Source organism: Phenylobacterium sp., assembly GCF_028290885.1.
GTDB lineage: Bacteria > Pseudomonadota > Alphaproteobacteria > Caulobacterales > Caulobacteraceae > Phenylobacterium.
In genome coordinates this window covers 17,925-33,099 of sequence record NZ_JAQGIZ010000146.1, presented here as the reverse complement: position 1 = coordinate 33,099, position 15,175 = coordinate 17,925, and the positions used below count along the sequence as shown (strand labels likewise).

The following is a 15,175-nucleotide window of genomic DNA, read 5'->3' as shown; positions in this document are numbered from 1 at the left end:
CGCCGGCGAAGGTCAGCACCACCGCCATCTGCAGGATCAGGCGGAAGGTGTCGCGGATGTTGTCGGCGTGGAATTCCTTGAAGCTCTCGGCGCAGTCGCCGCCCTGCAGCAGGAAGGCGCGGCCCTCCGACACCTCGGCCAGCAAGCCTTTCAGGCGGCGCGCCTCACCTGCAAAAACCAGCGGCGGCATGCCGCGCAGGGTCTGCTCGACCTTGGCCAGCGCGGCCGGGTCCGGATAGTCCGTCGGCATGTGCTTGGCGGTCTTCGATCGCCAGGACGCCGGCGTCCAGTGTTCGGTCATCGCTCCAACTCCACGCCCCGCTTCGCCGCCGGCAGCTGAGCCGGACCGGCGAAACCGCGCCTTCTACTCCAAGATGGGGGCGAAGGTCGATGCTTACAGGGCTAGTGTCCCGATCCCGAAGTTCGCAAGTGCTTGCGGCTGGCTTTGGCGAACTTCGGGATCGATGGGGACACTAGCAAGCATATGTTTTCTAGTGTGCTTCTTGGATTTGAAGTTCGCTCGGCGCGTGGCCCGTAAATGAGGCGAACTTCAAATCCAGCACACTAGCGGGCGGTCTCGTCGGTCGGGGCGTTCATGACGGCAAACACCGCAATCAGCGCGCCTAGCGCCAGCCACCACTCCTGCCAGACGCCGAAGTTGACGCCGGAGAGCAGGTAGACCGCCGCGCAGGCCGCCGTGGCGGCGGCGGACAGGCTGGGGATCGGCCTTGAAAGCCTGGTCAGCGCCACGCCCCACAAGGCCGCGGCCGCGACCGCCCCGATCCCACCCAGCTCCAGCCAGATTTGCAGTGGGTTGTTGTGCGGATGCAGCACGATCCCAGGGCCGAACATGCGGCTGGCGTCGAGGCCCCAGCCCCGTACGGGGCGTAGCCGGATCCAATCGATGGCGTGACTCCAATAGCCCATGCGCATGGAATCGGTCTTCGGCAGGGCGTTCCGGATTGCCTCATAGTCGAAGAAATGCCGGACGGCCCAGACCGCCAGGGGCATCCCCAGGAAGAGCACCACGGCGGCAAGGGCCATCACCTTCGGCGCGCGATCGGGCCAACGCCAGACAATCAGCGCGGTCACGGGGGCCAGCACGAGGCTGATCACCGGCTCGTCATACCCAAACGCCAGAGCCGCCGCGCCAGTCCCCACCACCATCGCCAGCGCCAGCCAGGGCCGCCATCGGCCTGGCGCGCCGGCGGCCGCCAACGGCCAGATCAGGGCGAGCACCTGGCTGGAATGTCCGACGTTGGACTCCGCAAGATCGCCGCGGATTGGCTCATATGAGACGTGCACCGCCTTGTAGAGCGCGCCGCGCGTCACGGCCTCCTCAAGAAGGACAAGGCCGAACACGGCGCAGCCCCAGGCCAGGACGTGCAGGGCGCGGGTGCGCAGCACCGGATCGGCGCGCCGAGCCGCCGAAATGGCGCTCCAGTAGAGCGGCAGCTCAAAGGCGAGCTTCAGGACCGTGGAGTTGCCTGGCTTGCTGGGATGATATGGGCTCCAGGTGGTCGAGACCGCCGCCCAGATGAGGGTCGCGAACAGGATCATCGCCGCCGGCCGATCCTGGTCGGCGATCCGCACCGCCGGCAGGCAGAGCAGTCCCACCAGCGCCAGCAGCGCCGCGAATCCCAACGGAGCCAGCCAGCCCAGGATCGGAACCAGCACCGCGGCGCCGATCAACACCCAGCCGCACCATACCCCCAGGCGGTCGCGCGCGGGCGCGGCGGCGGCGGTTGCCGTCATGCCACCTGGCCCAGGCCCAGGGGCACGTATTTCTCGCGCAGGGTGACCAACTCTTCGGCCAGCGTCGGGTGGACCGCGCAGGTGGCGTCCCACTGGGTCTTGGTGACGCCCATCTTCATGGCGATGGCCGCCATCTGGATCATCTCCGGCGCATCGGGGCCCACCACGTGGCAGCCCACCACCTTCTCCGTGGCGGCGTCCACCACCAGCTTGATCAGCGCGCGCTCGTCGGCGCCGGCGAAGGCGTATTTCATCGGCCGCAGCCGTGCGAGGTAGATGTCCACCTTGCCATACTGGTGGCGCGCGTCGGCCTCGGCCAGGCCCACCGCGCCGATCGGCGGCTGCGAGAAGACTGCGGAGGCCACCATCTCGTGGTCGAATTTCGTGGGCCGGTCGTAGAACTCCGTCTCGGCGAAGGCCTGGCCCTCGCGGATCGCCACCGGCGTCAGGTTGATGCGGTCGGTGACGTCGCCGACCGCCCAGATGTTCTCGACGTTGGTGCGCGAATAGTCGTCCACCGCCACCGCGCCCTTCTCGGTCAGCTTCACGCCGGCGGCCTCCAGGCCCAGACCCTCCACATAGGGCTCGCGGCCGAGCGCCCACATGACCGTGTCGCTCTCGACGTCGTGGCCGTTGGTGAAGCGGCTGAGGAGCCCTGTCGCGGTCTTTTCGATGGCGGTGTGCTGGGTGGCGAGCACGACCGTGATCCCGCGCTTCTCCAGCTCCTCGGCCACATGGCTGCGCACGTCGTCGTCGAAGCCGCGCAGCAGGTTGGGGCCGCGGTAGACCAGGGTCGTGTCGACGCCCAGGCCGTTGAAGATGCCGGCGAACTCGACGGCGATATAGCCGCCGCCGGCGATGACGATGCGTTTCGGCAGCTCCGGCAGCTGGAAGGCCTCGTTGGAGGTGATCGCGAACTCGCAGCCGGGGATGTCGCTCGGCCGCCACGGCCGTCCGCCAGTGGCGATCAGGATCTTGCCGGTGGTGCGCGTCCCGTGGCCGGCGACCTCGACGGTGTGGGCGTCGACCACCCGGCCCTTGCCGTGCACCAGCTCGGCGCCGGCGTTGTGCAGGTTGCGGACATAGACGCCGGAAAGCCGGGCGATCTCCGTGTCCTTCTGGGCCAGGAAGGCCGGCCAGTCGAAGGTGGCGCGCTCGACCGTCCAGCCATAGCTCTTCGCGGTCTTGAAATGGTGTGAGAATTCCGAAGCGTAGACCATGAATTTCTTGGGAATGCAGCCGCGGATCACGCAGGTGCCCCCTACCCGATCCTCCTCGGCCACGGCGACCCTGGCGCCGGACATCGCCGCGAGGCGGGCCGCGCGCACGCCGCCCGAGCCCGCGCCGATCACAAAGAGGTCGTAGTCGTACTGGGCCAAGACGGCCTCCTTCTCTAGGGCTCGAGCGTGGTCACGCCGGAAGCGCCGCCGATCAGCGCCTGGTCGGCCAGGTCGAGGAAAAGGCCGTGGTCCACGACGCCGGTGACGCTTTTCAGCGCGAACGCCAGCGCCGCCGGCTCCTCGATCCGCCCGCAAGCTGCGTCATAGATGAGGTTGCCGCCGTCGGTTCGCACGGGCTCGCCGTCTTTCATGCGAAGCCGCGGCGCCGCTCCGATGTCGCACTCGCTGAGCGCGTCGCAGATGCGCAGCGCCGTGGTCTGGTGCCCGAAGGCCACCACCTCGATCGGCAGCGGGAATTTCCCGAGCATGGTCACGCACTTGGCGGCGTCGGCGATCACCACGCAGCGGCGCGAGGCCTCCCAGACCAGCTTCTCCCGCAACAGCGCCCCGCCGCCGCCCTTGATCAGGGCCAAGCCGGGCCCGATCTCGTCGGCGCCGTCGACGGTGAGGTCGATCGGCCGCGTCTCGCCCAGTTCGGCGAGCTTCAGGCCAAGGCTCGCCGCAAGGTCGGCGGTGGCCGTCGAGGTCGCCACGCAGGTCAGGTCCAGGCCGCGCGCCGCCAGCGCCCTGACGAACCAGACCGCCGTGGAGCCGGTGCCCAGCCCTACGACCATGCCGTCCTCGACCAGCGCCGCCGCGGCCTCGCCGGCGGCGCGCTTCTGGGCCTCGGCCTCGCTCACGCCTTGCCCTTCTTGGCCGCGCGCTCGGCCAGTTTCCGCTCGCGGAAGCGCGCCGCCCAGCCGGGCTTCTCGACCTGGCTCGAGCGCTCGAGCGCGAGCGCGTCGGCGCCGACCGCCTTGGTGATCACCGAGCCCGAGCCGGTGTAGGCGCCCGGACCGACCGTCACCGGCGCCACCAGCGCCGTGTTCGACCCGATGAACGCCCCCTCGCCCACATGGGTCTCCCATTTGTCGAAGCCGTCGTAGTTGCAGAAGATGGTCCCGGCGCCGATGTTCGCCCCCGCCCCCACCGTGCCGTCGCCCAGGTAGCTCAGGTGGTTGGCCTTGGCCCCCTTGCCGACCGCGACCTTCTTGACCTCGACGAAGTTGCCGATGTGGGCGTCCTCGCCGATGTCGGCGCCCGGCCGCAGACGCGCGTAGGGGCCGATCAGGGCGCCGGAGCGGACGACGGCGCCTTCCAGGTGGCTGAAGGCCCGGATCACCGCGCCGGTTTCGACGGTCACGCCCGGAGCGAAGACCACGAACTGCTCGATGGCGGCGCCCGGCGCGACCTGGGTGTCCCAGGAGAAGTGCACCGTCTCCGGCGCCAGCATGGCCACGCCCTCGGCCAGGAAGTGGGCCCGCCGGCGCTGCTGGAATGTCGCCTCGGCCTGGGCGAGTTGCATGGGGGTGTCGCAGCCCATCACCGCGCTCTCCGGGGCGATGGAGGCCATGGCCCGCGCCTCGTCGGCGGCGGCCAGCGCGACGATCTCGGTCAGGTAGTACTCGCCTTTGGCGTTCTGGTTGCTGGTGCGGTCGAGCCAGCCGAACAGCTGGCCCTTCTCCGCGCAGAGCATGCCGGCGTAGCAGGCGCGGACCGCCAGCTCCTCGGCGGTGGCCTCCTTCGGTTCGACGATGCGCAGCACGTGGCCGTCGGCGCCGCGGATCAGCCGGCCGTAGAGCAGCGCATCGTGCGGCTCGAAGCCGAGCAGCGCCAGGGCGACCTTGTCGCGGCGAAGGGCGAACAGCGGCTCCAGGTCGTGCGGGCTGAGCAGCGGGCAGTCGGCGTTGGTCACCAGCACGTCGCCCTGGAAGTCCGCCAGGGCCTCGCGGGCGGCTATCACCGCGTGGCCTGTGCCGAGCGGCGGGTCCTGCACGGCGATCGACCCTTCGCCCAGCCGTCGGACCACCAGTTCGCGCACCGCCGAGGCGCCGGCGCCGACCACCACCACGATCCGCTCGCAGCCGGTGGCCTCCACCGTGTCGATCACCCGGTCCAGCAAGGTGCGGCCACCGACCTTGTGGAGCACCTTGGGCAGCGGCGATTTCATCCGCGTACCCTGACCGGCGGCGAGAATTACGGCGGCGCGGGCTGTCATCTTGGGCGGTCCGGGTTGCGAGTCATCGAATGTCTGCGCGAGGCTTACCAAGCCTTGTCGCCGGGGGCGAGAAGCGGCTAGCGTCCCGCCGCGTCCAGGGAACCTTCATGAATCGCCACACTACGCTTGCCGCCCTTCTTTCCGCCTGCGCGCTCGGCGCGGTGAGCGCCGCCTGGGCGGCTCCGCCCCCGACCATGGATTCGAGGGCCCTCGAAGCCAAGTTCGACGCCCAGATCGATCCGGCGGAGATGGGCGGCTGGCTGAAGCTGCTCGCCGCAGAGCCCAACCACGTGGGTTCGGCCCACGACAAGACCAACGCGGAATGGATCGCAGCCCAGCTCAAATCCTGGGGCTGGAACGCCCGGATCGAGACCTTCGACGTCCTCTATCCCACCCCGATCAGCGAGAGCCTGGAGCTGGTGGGCGGCGCCGGCGCGCCGTTCAAGGCCACGCTGACCGAGCCGCCGGTCGCCGGCGACGCCGCCACCAACACCAAGGACGCCCTGCCCGCCTATGTGGCCTTTCAGGGCGACGGCGACGTCACCGCGCCTCTGGTCTACGTCAACTACGGCATGCCCGACGACTACCTGGCGCTGGAGCGGATGGGCATTTCGGTGAAGGGCAAGATCGCCATCGCCCGCTACGGCGGCGGCTGGCGCGGCCTGAAGCCGAAGCTCGCCCAGGACCACGGCGCGGTCGGCGCGATCATCTATTCCGACCCGAAGGACGACGGCTACGCCACCGAGGACGTCTACCCGAAAGGCCCGGCCCGGCCGCCGCACGGGTTCCAGCGCGGTTCGGTGGCCGACATGACGCTCTATCCCGGCGATCCGCTGACGCCGGGGGTCGGTTCGACCAAGGACGCCAAGCGGCTCGACCGCAGCCAGGCCCAGACCATCCTGAAGATCCCCTGCCTGCCGATCTCCTACGCCGACGCCCAGGTGCTGCTGGCCTCGCTGGACGGGCCGGTGGCCCCGGCCAACTGGCGCGGGTCCCTGCCGATCACCTATCACGTCGGCGGCGGCGCGGCCGGCGGTCGGGTCCGCCTGGCGGTGAAGTCGGACTGGTCAACGAAGACGCTCTACGACGTCGTCGGCGAGCTGAAGGGCCGTGACGCGCCGAACGAGTGGATCGTGCGCGGCAACCACCACGACGGCTGGGTGATGGGGGCGTCGGACCCGCTGAGCGGTCAGATTGCCCTGCTCGCCGAGGCCAAGGCGCTGGGCGGCCTGGTCAAGGCCGGATGGAAGCCCGGCCGGACCATCGTCTACACTAGCTGGGACGGCGAGGAGCCGATGCTGCTGGGCTCCACCGAATGGGCCGAGACCCATGCCGACGAGCTGAAAGCCAAGGCGCTGGTCTACATCAACTCCGACGGCAACGGCCGCGGCTTCTTTGGCGCCGAGGGCAGCCACGCCTTCCAGCACTTCGTCAACCAGGTGTCGGCCGACGTGAAGGATCCGGAGACCGGCGTCTCGGTCCGCGACCGCCTGCGCGCCCGCCTGGAAGTGCTGGCCGCCGATCCGGGCGCCAACGAGCAGGCCAGGGCCACGGGCAAGATCGCAGCAGATCCTGCCAAGGACCTGCCGATCGCGCCGCTGGGCTCCGGCTCCGACTATTCCGCTTTCCTGCAGCACCTGGGCCTCGCGTCGATCAATGTCGGCTATGGCGGCGAGGGCGACAGCGGCGGGGTCTATCACTCCCTCTACGACGACTACGAACACCACAGCCGCTTCGTCGATCCGGGTTTCGTCTACGACGCGACGCTGGCGAAGACGGTCGGCCGCATGGTCATCCGCCTGGCCGACGCCGACCTGCCGGTACAGCGCTACGGCGACTTCGCCGACACCGTCGGCCGCTACCTGGACGAGGTGAAAAAGCTCGCCGAGACCACCCGCGACCAGGCCGCGACGCAGAAGAAGCTCCTGGCCTCCAACGCCTATGGCCTGGCCGCCGACCCGACCATCCCGCATGCCGCGCCCACCGCGCTCGGCCAGTCGCCAGCCACGAACTTCGCCGCCCTGGACGTCGCCGTCGCGAAGCTGAAGGCGAGCTCCGCCGCCTTCGACACCGCCCTCGCCGCAAAGGGCGCTGGCCTGAGCAAGCCCCAGAAGGCCAGGCTCGGCGCCGCCGTCCGGCCACTGGACCAGAGCCTGCTGCGCCCGGAAGGCCTGCCCGGCCGGCCCTGGTACATGAACATGGTCTACGCGCCCGGCCGCTTCACCGGCTATGGCGCAAAGACCCTGCCAGGAGTGCGCGAGGCCATCGAGGAGCGCCGGTTCGACGACGCGCAGAAGTACGTGGGCGTCACCGCCCAGGCGCTTGAGGCCTATGCCGCGAACCTCGACAAGGCGACCGCGATCGTCAATGGCGGCTGAGGGCGAAACGCTTGCCGGCGCCGTGGTCGCCATCGACCTCGACGGCACCCTGGTCGACACCGCGCACGACCTGGTCGGCACGCTGAACTGGCTGCTTGCCGAGGAAGGCGTCGCGCCGCTCTCGCTCGAGGATGCCCGTCCGTTCATCGGCCGCGGCGCGCGCTGGCTTATCGAGCGCGGCTTCCTGGCCGCCGACGCGCCGCTGGCGCCGGAGCGGGTCCCATTGCTGTTCGACCGCTTCATCGCCCGCTACGAGGACCACATCGCCGACGACAGCCGGCCGTTCCCGGGCGCGGTCGCGGCGCTGGAGACCCTGAAGGCCCAGGGCGCGAAGCTCTGCGTCTGCACCAACAAGCTGACCGGGCTCTCGATCACCCTGCTCGACGCCCTGGACCTGAGCCGCCTGTTCGACGCGGTGATCGGCGCCGACGCCACGCCCGCCGTGAAGCCCGACCCGCGCCACATCGAGGCCGCCGTCGCCGCGGTGGGAGGGTCGATGAGCCGCGCGGTGATGGTCGGCGACGCCGCCACCGACGCCGGCGCCGCGCGCGCCGCCAATGTGCCGCTGATCCTGGTCAGCTTCGGCTACACCGAGGTCCCGGCCAGCGAACTCGCGCCCGACATGCTGATCGACCGCTTCGACCAGCTGCCCGACGCGGTCGCGCGCCTGCTGGGCACCGGTTCGCGATAGTTCCAAACGGAGCGCAAAGGCCGGCCTCCCGGCGCGGGCGCCAGAGGCCGGACTCGCTACTAGGGCGCGCTCAGTGCAGTTCGATCTTCAACACCTGTCCGGCGCCGGGAGGCGTGCCAAAGCCGAAACTCGAAACATAGAGATTCCCGTCAGGCCCGTAGGTCATTCCCGTCGGGAACATGAGGCCGTCCGCAACGATCTCGCGCCCGCCGGAGGGCGAGACGCGCGTGACGCGACCCGTGAACGGGGTCGGCGCCGGGCTCTCGGCGCTCATCTCGAGCACGTACATCCGGGCCTGATTGTCGAAGACAAGGCCCAGAATCATGTCGAACCCGCTGGTGTCCAACTTGAGCTGACCGCTCGGCGTGACCTTCCAGACCTTCGAGCTGCCGATGGGCTGCGGAAACACGCCAAGGTTCGCGACGTAGAAGTTGCCGTGATAGGCCAGCGCCGTCGGGACCGCATGCCCTTGGGTTGCGGAAACGTCGATCAGCCGGCTGACGGCGCCGTCGGTGGTGATCTTGTCGATCTCGCCGTGATTGGGCTCGACCGCGTAGAGAGCGCCGCGGACTGCGACCATGCTGTACCAGGTGCCGTCGGGCTCGAAGTCGTCCGGTTCCACAACCTGCGTCGGATGGGAGTGCTGGAACGCGCTCAGGTCTGCGATCAAAGACCACGTACCGTTCGGGTCCACCCGAACGACGCCGTTCGGCACATCCGTTACGCCATGCGAGCAGCCCGCGCCGGCCAGCAGGGCGTAGAGCGTGTCGCCAATGAAGGCGACGTCGGCGACTCCGCTGACGAGTGAGCCCGATCCCGCGCTTGTCTGGTCGGACGGGAGCGTATCGGTAACGGTGGTGCGCTCACCCTGGGCGTCAATCTTGGAGATGCGCCCGCCCGTCTGGCTGCCAGTATACGGCCCGATGGGGGGCACGACCTGCGGGCACTGGCCATCGGTTGAGTTCGCGCCGCCGGCGCCGCCTTCGGCGACGTACAGGTTTCCGTCCGGCCCGAACTTGAGCCCGCGGGGATTGTTCAGCCCGGTGGCGAAGACGGACACGCTGCCTGTGCCTGTCGACGGCGGAGCGGCCTGGGCGGCCGTGCCGACCAGCAGCGGCGCCGACAACATTGCGGCAGCAATCATGCCCGCGCGCACAGATTTCGCGCGACGGGAGGCGTTGGGATCCTTGCCCATTTGAACTTCCTTTTTTTCCAAAGAAAGACAGGTACTGAAGGATACTTATTCCACGCGGAATCGCGGCCGCCGGTTGAGGCGACGCCAGAGAACCATCATTTACTGAACTAAAATGACTTCCCTATCCAAGGCTACGCCCCTGGATTAACGGATCTCTACCACAGCAATAAGCTGGGCGGGACTCAAATTTGAAGACATGCGCTCATTGCTCGCCACACACCCGAATATTTCGCCTGTACGGGGAATCCGCACTACTTGTACCGCCAATTGGCGCCGTTCTCTGAGCGCGGTGCTTTTCGAGCAGTCGCTTGCGACGAACGATGACTTGGGCAGACTGATATGCTCAACGAGCGGTGCGATCCTGACGATCTCGTCGGCGCACGGAAGTTCTGCGCGCCGCCAGGTCATGCGGGTTCAACCTGACGGAGCGGTGATTACTTTCCGGGGGCGAGGTCAGCGCGCGGCGGTGCGCCAGCCGCCGCCCAGCGCCTTGAAGACGGCGATCTGGTCCTGGGACAGCGCCGCGTCGGATGCGGCTACGGCGGAGTCGGCGGCCACCAGCGACTGCTCGGTGGTCAGGAGCTCCAGCTGGCTGAGCGCGCCGGCCACATACTGGCCCTGGGCGAGGTCGAAGGCGCGGCTTGCGCGGTCCTGAGCCTCGGCAAGGTCCTGGCGGCGGTCGAGTTCGGCGCTGTAGACGGCCAGGGCCTGCTCGGTCTCCTTCAGCGCCTGGAGGATCGTGGAATCGAAACCGGCCAGCGCCGCGTCCGCGCCCGCCCTGGCCTGCCGGATGCGCGCCCGCGGCAAGCTCTGGTTGGGGAATGTCCAGCTGATGGAGGGACCGACGCCCCAGGCCAGGCCGCGCTCGCCGGTCAGGTCCGCCAGGGTCGCGGCGACGCCGCCGTAAAATCCGGTGAGGCTGATCCTCGGATAGAGGTCGGCGGTGGCGATCCCGATGCGCGCAGTGGCGGCGGCCACACGCCGGTCGGCCTGGCGCACGTCCGGGCGGCGCTTCAGGAGCGCCGCGCCGTCGCCTACGGGGATCAGGGCGCTCAGCCGCGGGGCCGTGACGCAGGCCTGGACCTCGCTCGGCGCGGCCGAAGGCGTGCGGCCGAGCAGGGCGGCGAGCTGGAAGAGGGCGGCGCGCCTCTGACCCTCCAGCGGCGGGATCGTGGCGCGCACCTGGGCGACCAGGCCCTGGGCGCGGACCACGTCGAACTCGGAATTCCCGCCGGCCGTGTAGCGCGCGGCGGTGATGTCCCCCTGGCGGGCGACGACCTCGAGAGAGCGGCGCGCAACGGCCACCTGTTCGCCCAGGGTGCAGACCTGGGCGTAGGCGCGGGCGGTCTCGGCGGCGACGGTGACCTGCAGCCCATCCCGCGCGGCGGCCACGGCGTCGGCGTCGGCGCGGGAGGCCTCGATCGAGCGGCGGACCCGTCCGAACAGGTCGAGCTCGTAGGAGACGTCGAGGAGGTCGTCGTACTTCCAGATGGTCGTCGCAGGGCGCCCGGTGAGCTCCAGGATCTCGTCGGTGACGGGGTCACGGCCACGAATCGCGCCGGCCTGGATCGTGGTGGTGGGATAGCGGCCGGCGCGGGAGGCCTCCAGCACCGCGCGGGCGGCCGAAAGGTTCGCCTCCGCCGCGGCGAGGTCGGCGTTGGCGGCGAAGGCCTCGCCGATCAGGCGGTCCAGCAGGGGATCGTTGTAGAGCCGCCACCAGTCGTCGGGCGGCGCGGCGGCGGTCTCGGCCGCGGGGTTCAGCGACACCAGGGGCGCCAGCGCGCCCGCCGGAGTCGGCGGGACCCGGTAATCCGGGCCCACGGCGCAGGCGACGAGGGCGGCCGCGCAGACCCAAGCGGCGAGCATGAGGGGGAGCAGGCGCCTCATGACGGCTTGGCTCCCAGGTCGGGGGCGGGGGTCGGGGCCGGCCGCGGCGCGAACAGCGGCAGGTGCGAGGCCGGCCCGATCGGCGCCGGCTTGTGCGCCACCACTAGCAGCAAGGCCAGGGCGGTCAGGGCGCCGATGGCCACGAATCCGTCGATCACCCCTTGCGTGGCGGCGGCGCTGCGGACCACGCCGACCAGCAGGGTGGCGGCGCGTCCGGCGGCCGTGGCCGGGTCGACCGCCCGCCCGGTGGCCGCCGCATAGTCCTGCAGCCGGTGCAGCACCTGGCTGTCGCCGACCTCGATGTGCAGCCCGATGTGGTTGGAGGCGATCTGGCTGCGGATGCGCACGAAGGTGGCTATGAAGGCGGTGCCGATCTGGCCGCCCATCAGGCGCGCGGTCTGGATGGCGGCGCCGAAGGTGAGCGCGTCCTCGGGCTTCAGATGCAGGACGGCGAAGAAGACGATCCCCGAGAGGGCGAAACTCTGCCCGACGGCCTGCAACAGCTGGGAGAGCATGAACTGGTCGGAGGCCCACAACGGCGTCAGGCCGTGCGCCACCATCAGGCAGGCGACGCTGATCAGGATGAAGCCCAGGCTGGAGACAAAGCGCGGGTCCATGCGCCGCAGCATGACCGCCGCCAGGGGGCAGATGATGAGCTGCGGCGCAGCGATCCAGATCAGGGTCTGGCCGACCTCCAACGCCCGGAAGCCGCGCACGACGCCGAGGTACTGCGGGATCAGATAGGCCGTCGACAGGATCGTCAGGCGCAGGAAGGCGACGAGGAGCAACAGCCGCGGTAGGGGCGGGCCCAAGGCGACCTTGAGGTTGATGAACGGCTGAGGCGAGCGCCGCTCGTGCACGACGAAGGCGGCGACCAGGATCACGCCGGCCGCCAGGAGGCCGCAGATCAGGCCGGAATTCAGCCAGTCCAGGCGATTGCCCTGGTCCAGCGCCGCGTAGATCAGGGCCAGGCCGGCGCCGCTGGTGACCAGGCCGAAGCGGTCCGGCATTGGCCCGGCGGGGTTCGGCGGCTCCGGCTTGGAGCCCCACTTGAAGCAGGCGAACATGCCCAGCGCCAAGGGGACGTTCTGCCAGAAGATCCAACGCCAGGAGAGGTGGTCGACGTACCAGCCCTCCAGCGAGGCCGAGATGTTGAGCGAGAGCTCCAGATTGAGCGCGTAGAGGGCGATGCCGTAGGCCCACAGGCGCGGCGGGATGCCCCGCAGGATGAAGCTGAGCGTCAGCGGGATGAAGAACCCCGAGGCTAGGCCCCCCATGAACTGCAGGCCGAGCAGCATGGCGAGGTTGGGCGAGAACGGCTCCAGGAACGAGATCACGGCATAGGCCAGCGCCGCCTCGATCAGCACCCGCCGCGCGCCGAACACCGCGCCCAGCCAGATGGCGACGGGCAGCACCAGCATCTGGGCGACGGTCTGGGCGGTGGTGATCCAGGCGCCGTCGTCGAAACCGGCGTGCACGCCGCCGCGGATGTCGCCAAGCCCGAAGGTCGAGAGCCGCCCGTTGAGGGTCGAGATGAAGGTGCCGAGCAGGACGGCGGCCAGGCCGAACCAGGGGATCGGCTGTTCGGGCGGCGGCATCGGCCTCGCCCCGGCTGGAGGGGTGGCGGGGACGCTCATCGCCGGCCGTCGCGCGCGTCGATCCTGGCGATCACGGACATGCCGGGGCGCAGGCGGTCGGCGAGGCCGTCGGCGTCGTCGATGGCGATCTTCACGGCGATGCGCTGGACGACCTTGGTGAAGTTGCCGGTGGCGTTGTCCGGCGGCAGCAGGGCGAACACGGCGCCCGAGCCAGGGGCGAAGGCCAGGACGTGACCCTTGAGGGTATGGCCGGGGAAGGCGTCGACGCTGATCCTGGCCCTTTCGCCCACGGCCATGTGGGCGAGCTGGGTCTCCTTGTAGTTGGCGATGACCCAGACGCGGGGCAGCGGGGTCAGGGTGGTGATCTGGCTGCCGACGCCGACGAACTGGCCCGGCCGGACCTGGCGCTGGCCAAGGACGCCGTCCTGGGGCGCGACGATACGGGTATAGCCAAGGTTGATCCTGGCCAGCTGCAGACCGGCCCGCTGCGCGGCGACCGCCGCCTGCGCCTGGCCTTCCTGAGCGGCCAGGACACCCAGCTGGCGCGCCGCGGCCTGCGCCTGGGCGCGGTTCTGCGCGAGCTGGGCGGCGAGCTGGTCCCGCGTCGTCCGCAGCTTCTCGCTGGCCTCGGTGGACGATGAGCCGGTCTGCAGCAGCGTCGCCTGGCGCGCCAGGTCGCGGCCGCTCTGCGCGAGAGACGCCGCGGTGGCGGCGACCACGGCCCTGGCGGCTTCGACGTTCGCCGCCTGCAGCGCCTGCTGCGCCTTCAGCACCTGGACCTGCGCCGTGGCGGCCGCGAGGTTGGCCTCCGCCTGCGCCACGGTCGCGCGATAGTCGCTGTCGACGATCTCGGCCAGGACCTGGCCCGCCCGCACCCGCTCGAAGTCCTGCGCCGGCACATCGCGCACATAGCCGGCGACCTTTGCGGCGAGCGGCGTGAGGTCTGATTGCAGATAGGCGTCATCGGCGGACTGCCACCCGGCGCCCCCTTGCCAGCCGTTCCAGCGGGTGGTGACGAAGATCAGGATCCCCAGGGCGATGAGGAAGACGAGGGCCCGCCAGGCGACCTCGGGCGCCACACGCCAGTCGATCCTTGGCGGGTTGGCGGCGAGCCGTCTCCGCAACTTGAACCAGGGCCTCTTCATCCGCGTGTTCCTGGATCGGGCGGCCGCTCGACCCTCTGCGGGAATGATTGGCGCCGGTTCGCCGTGTCGGCAAACGGTCAGACCGGCTTACCCGCCGGTCCTGCTGACCTGCTGGACCTCGGCCTTCTGGGATCAGCGACCCCGAGGGGGAGCGTTTCTCTCAGGTTCCCGGTCCATGCGCTCGAGGATCTCTTCCCAAAGCTCGATCCGCAAACCTGGCTCGTCAGCAGGTGCTGGACCGCGTTTCCGTCAGGGTTTGTGGCAAGCGCCGCGGAGCGAAATCGCTGACTGACTGAAAGCGATGGTGGATGCGACAGGGATTGAACCTGTGACCCCCTCGGTGTGAACGAGGTGCTCTCCCGCTGAGCTACGCATCCGCTGTGCGCGAAGGATGGGGCGTATAGCCCGCTGGCTTACGGCTCGCAAGCGCGGCGCTCAAGCCCCTGCGCCTCCATTCGCCACTTGAGCTGGTCGAAGCGGTCCTGGCCGAAGAAGGGTTCGCCGGCGAACACCATCGTCGGCACGCCCCAGTGGCCGGCGGCGCGCTGGGCGGCCTGGTTCTGCTCCACGACCGCGGCGAAGCGGGCGGGGTCGGCGTCGACGGCGGCGGCCAGTTCGGCGAAGTCCAGGCCGGCGCCCTCGGCGGCGCGGGCCAGGTGGTCGCCCTCATGCCAGTTGTCGACCTCGCCGCTCCAGATCGTCCGGCTGGCCTCGGTCAGGAAGGCCACGCCCCTGCCCCGCTCCGCGGCGGCCACGCCGAGGTGGGTCAGGCGGTGGATGTAGGGCTGGGGCATGCGGTAGCCGGCGTCGGGCGAGCGCTGCACCGGGTCGGGCCTGGGCCAGCGGAACGGCAGGCCCCGGAACGCCGCCTCCCGGAACACGTCGGTCATGAAATAGGACAGCCACAGCGGATCCTGCTGCTCGAAGAACTCCGGCGTGCGCACCGCCAGCGGATAGACCGGCCGGACGTTGCAGGCGACGTCGTAGTCTCGCTCGAGCGCCGCCAGCCTCGGCATGACCAGATAGGAATAGGGCGAGCGGAAGGACCAGTAGAGGTCGTAGCTGAGCGTCACCTTCCATACCCCGCG

12 protein-coding genes and 1 tRNA gene are annotated in these 15,175 nt (G+C 69.9%); 2 read left to right on the top strand and 11 right to left on the bottom strand.

What is annotated here, in order from left to right; all coding sequences use genetic code 11:
• The 5 genes from JWP28_RS09990 to glmU all read right to left on the bottom strand — a co-directional run.
• On the bottom strand, positions 1–301 hold a 301-nt coding region (locus JWP28_RS09990; protein WP_299542585.1), incomplete at its 3' end, for a 3-deoxy-7-phosphoheptulonate synthase.
• Between the two features lie 263 nt (positions 302–564).
• Positions 565–1,755 (bottom strand): O-antigen ligase family protein, encoded by a 1,191-nt coding sequence (locus JWP28_RS09985; protein WP_299542583.1) that lies wholly within the window; start codon positions 1,753–1,755, stop codon positions 565–567.
• Positions 1,752–3,134, bottom strand: coding sequence for a glutathione-disulfide reductase (gor, locus tag JWP28_RS09980; protein WP_299542581.1), 1,383 nt, complete (start codon positions 3,132–3,134; stop codon positions 1,752–1,754). Before gor ends, JWP28_RS09985 begins: the two co-directional genes overlap by 4 nt.
• 14 nt (positions 3,135–3,148) lie before the next feature.
• Positions 3,149–3,835 carry a ribose-5-phosphate isomerase RpiA gene (gene rpiA, locus JWP28_RS09975; protein WP_299542579.1) on the bottom strand — a complete coding sequence of 229 codons (687 nt, stop codon included), beginning with the start codon at positions 3,833–3,835 and terminating at the stop codon, positions 3,149–3,151.
• Positions 3,832–5,193, bottom strand: coding sequence for a bifunctional UDP-N-acetylglucosamine diphosphorylase/glucosamine-1-phosphate N-acetyltransferase GlmU (gene glmU, locus JWP28_RS09970; protein WP_299542577.1), 1,362 nt, complete (start codon positions 5,191–5,193; stop codon positions 3,832–3,834). The genes rpiA and glmU overlap by 4 nt, the downstream gene beginning before the upstream one ends.
• Before the next feature lie 107 nt (positions 5,194–5,300).
• Between glmU and JWP28_RS09965 the strand changes: the two genes are divergently transcribed.
• Both JWP28_RS09965 and JWP28_RS09960 read left to right on the top strand, forming a co-directional pair.
• Entirely contained in the window at positions 5,301–7,571 is a 2,271-nt protein-coding gene (locus tag JWP28_RS09965; protein ID WP_299542575.1) for a transferrin receptor-like dimerization domain-containing protein, read from the top strand.
• Entirely contained in the window at positions 7,561–8,262 is a 702-nt protein-coding gene (locus JWP28_RS09960; RefSeq protein WP_299542574.1) for an HAD-IA family hydrolase, read from the top strand. The genes JWP28_RS09965 and JWP28_RS09960 overlap by 11 nt, the downstream gene beginning before the upstream one ends.
• A 70-nt stretch (positions 8,263–8,332) precedes the next feature.
• Here the strand turns inward: JWP28_RS09960 and JWP28_RS09955 are convergent, their stop codons facing one another.
• The 6 genes from JWP28_RS09955 to JWP28_RS09930 all read right to left on the bottom strand — a co-directional run bounded on the left by JWP28_RS09955 (position 8,333) and on the right by JWP28_RS09930 (position 15,160).
• Positions 8,333–9,457 (bottom strand): ScyD/ScyE family protein, encoded by a 1,125-nt coding sequence (locus tag JWP28_RS09955; RefSeq protein WP_299542572.1) that lies wholly within the window; start codon positions 9,455–9,457, stop codon positions 8,333–8,335.
• 453 nt (positions 9,458–9,910) lie between these two features.
• The gene (locus JWP28_RS09950; protein ID WP_299542570.1) at positions 9,911–11,344 is read right to left on the bottom strand and encodes an efflux transporter outer membrane subunit; all 1,434 of its coding nucleotides are present in this window, start codon (positions 11,342–11,344) and stop codon (positions 9,911–9,913) included.
• Positions 11,341–12,942 (bottom strand): MFS transporter, encoded by a 1,602-nt coding sequence (locus JWP28_RS09945; RefSeq protein ID WP_299542568.1) that lies wholly within the window; start codon positions 12,940–12,942, stop codon positions 11,341–11,343. Before JWP28_RS09945 ends, JWP28_RS09950 begins: the two co-directional genes overlap by 4 nt.
• A gap of 35 nt (positions 12,943–12,977) precedes the next feature.
• The gene (locus JWP28_RS09940) at positions 12,978–14,087 is read right to left on the bottom strand and encodes an HlyD family secretion protein (RefSeq protein WP_299542566.1); all 1,110 of its coding nucleotides are present in this window, start codon (positions 14,085–14,087) and stop codon (positions 12,978–12,980) included.
• Between the two features lie 302 nt (positions 14,088–14,389).
• Positions 14,390–14,464, bottom strand: a tRNA-Val gene (locus JWP28_RS09935).
• 36 nt (positions 14,465–14,500) lie between these two features.
• Complete coding sequence (locus JWP28_RS09930; protein WP_299542564.1) at positions 14,501–15,160, bottom strand: DsbA family protein; 660 nt, start codon at positions 15,158–15,160, stop codon at positions 14,501–14,503.
• Positions 15,161–15,175: the final 15 nt, after the last annotated feature.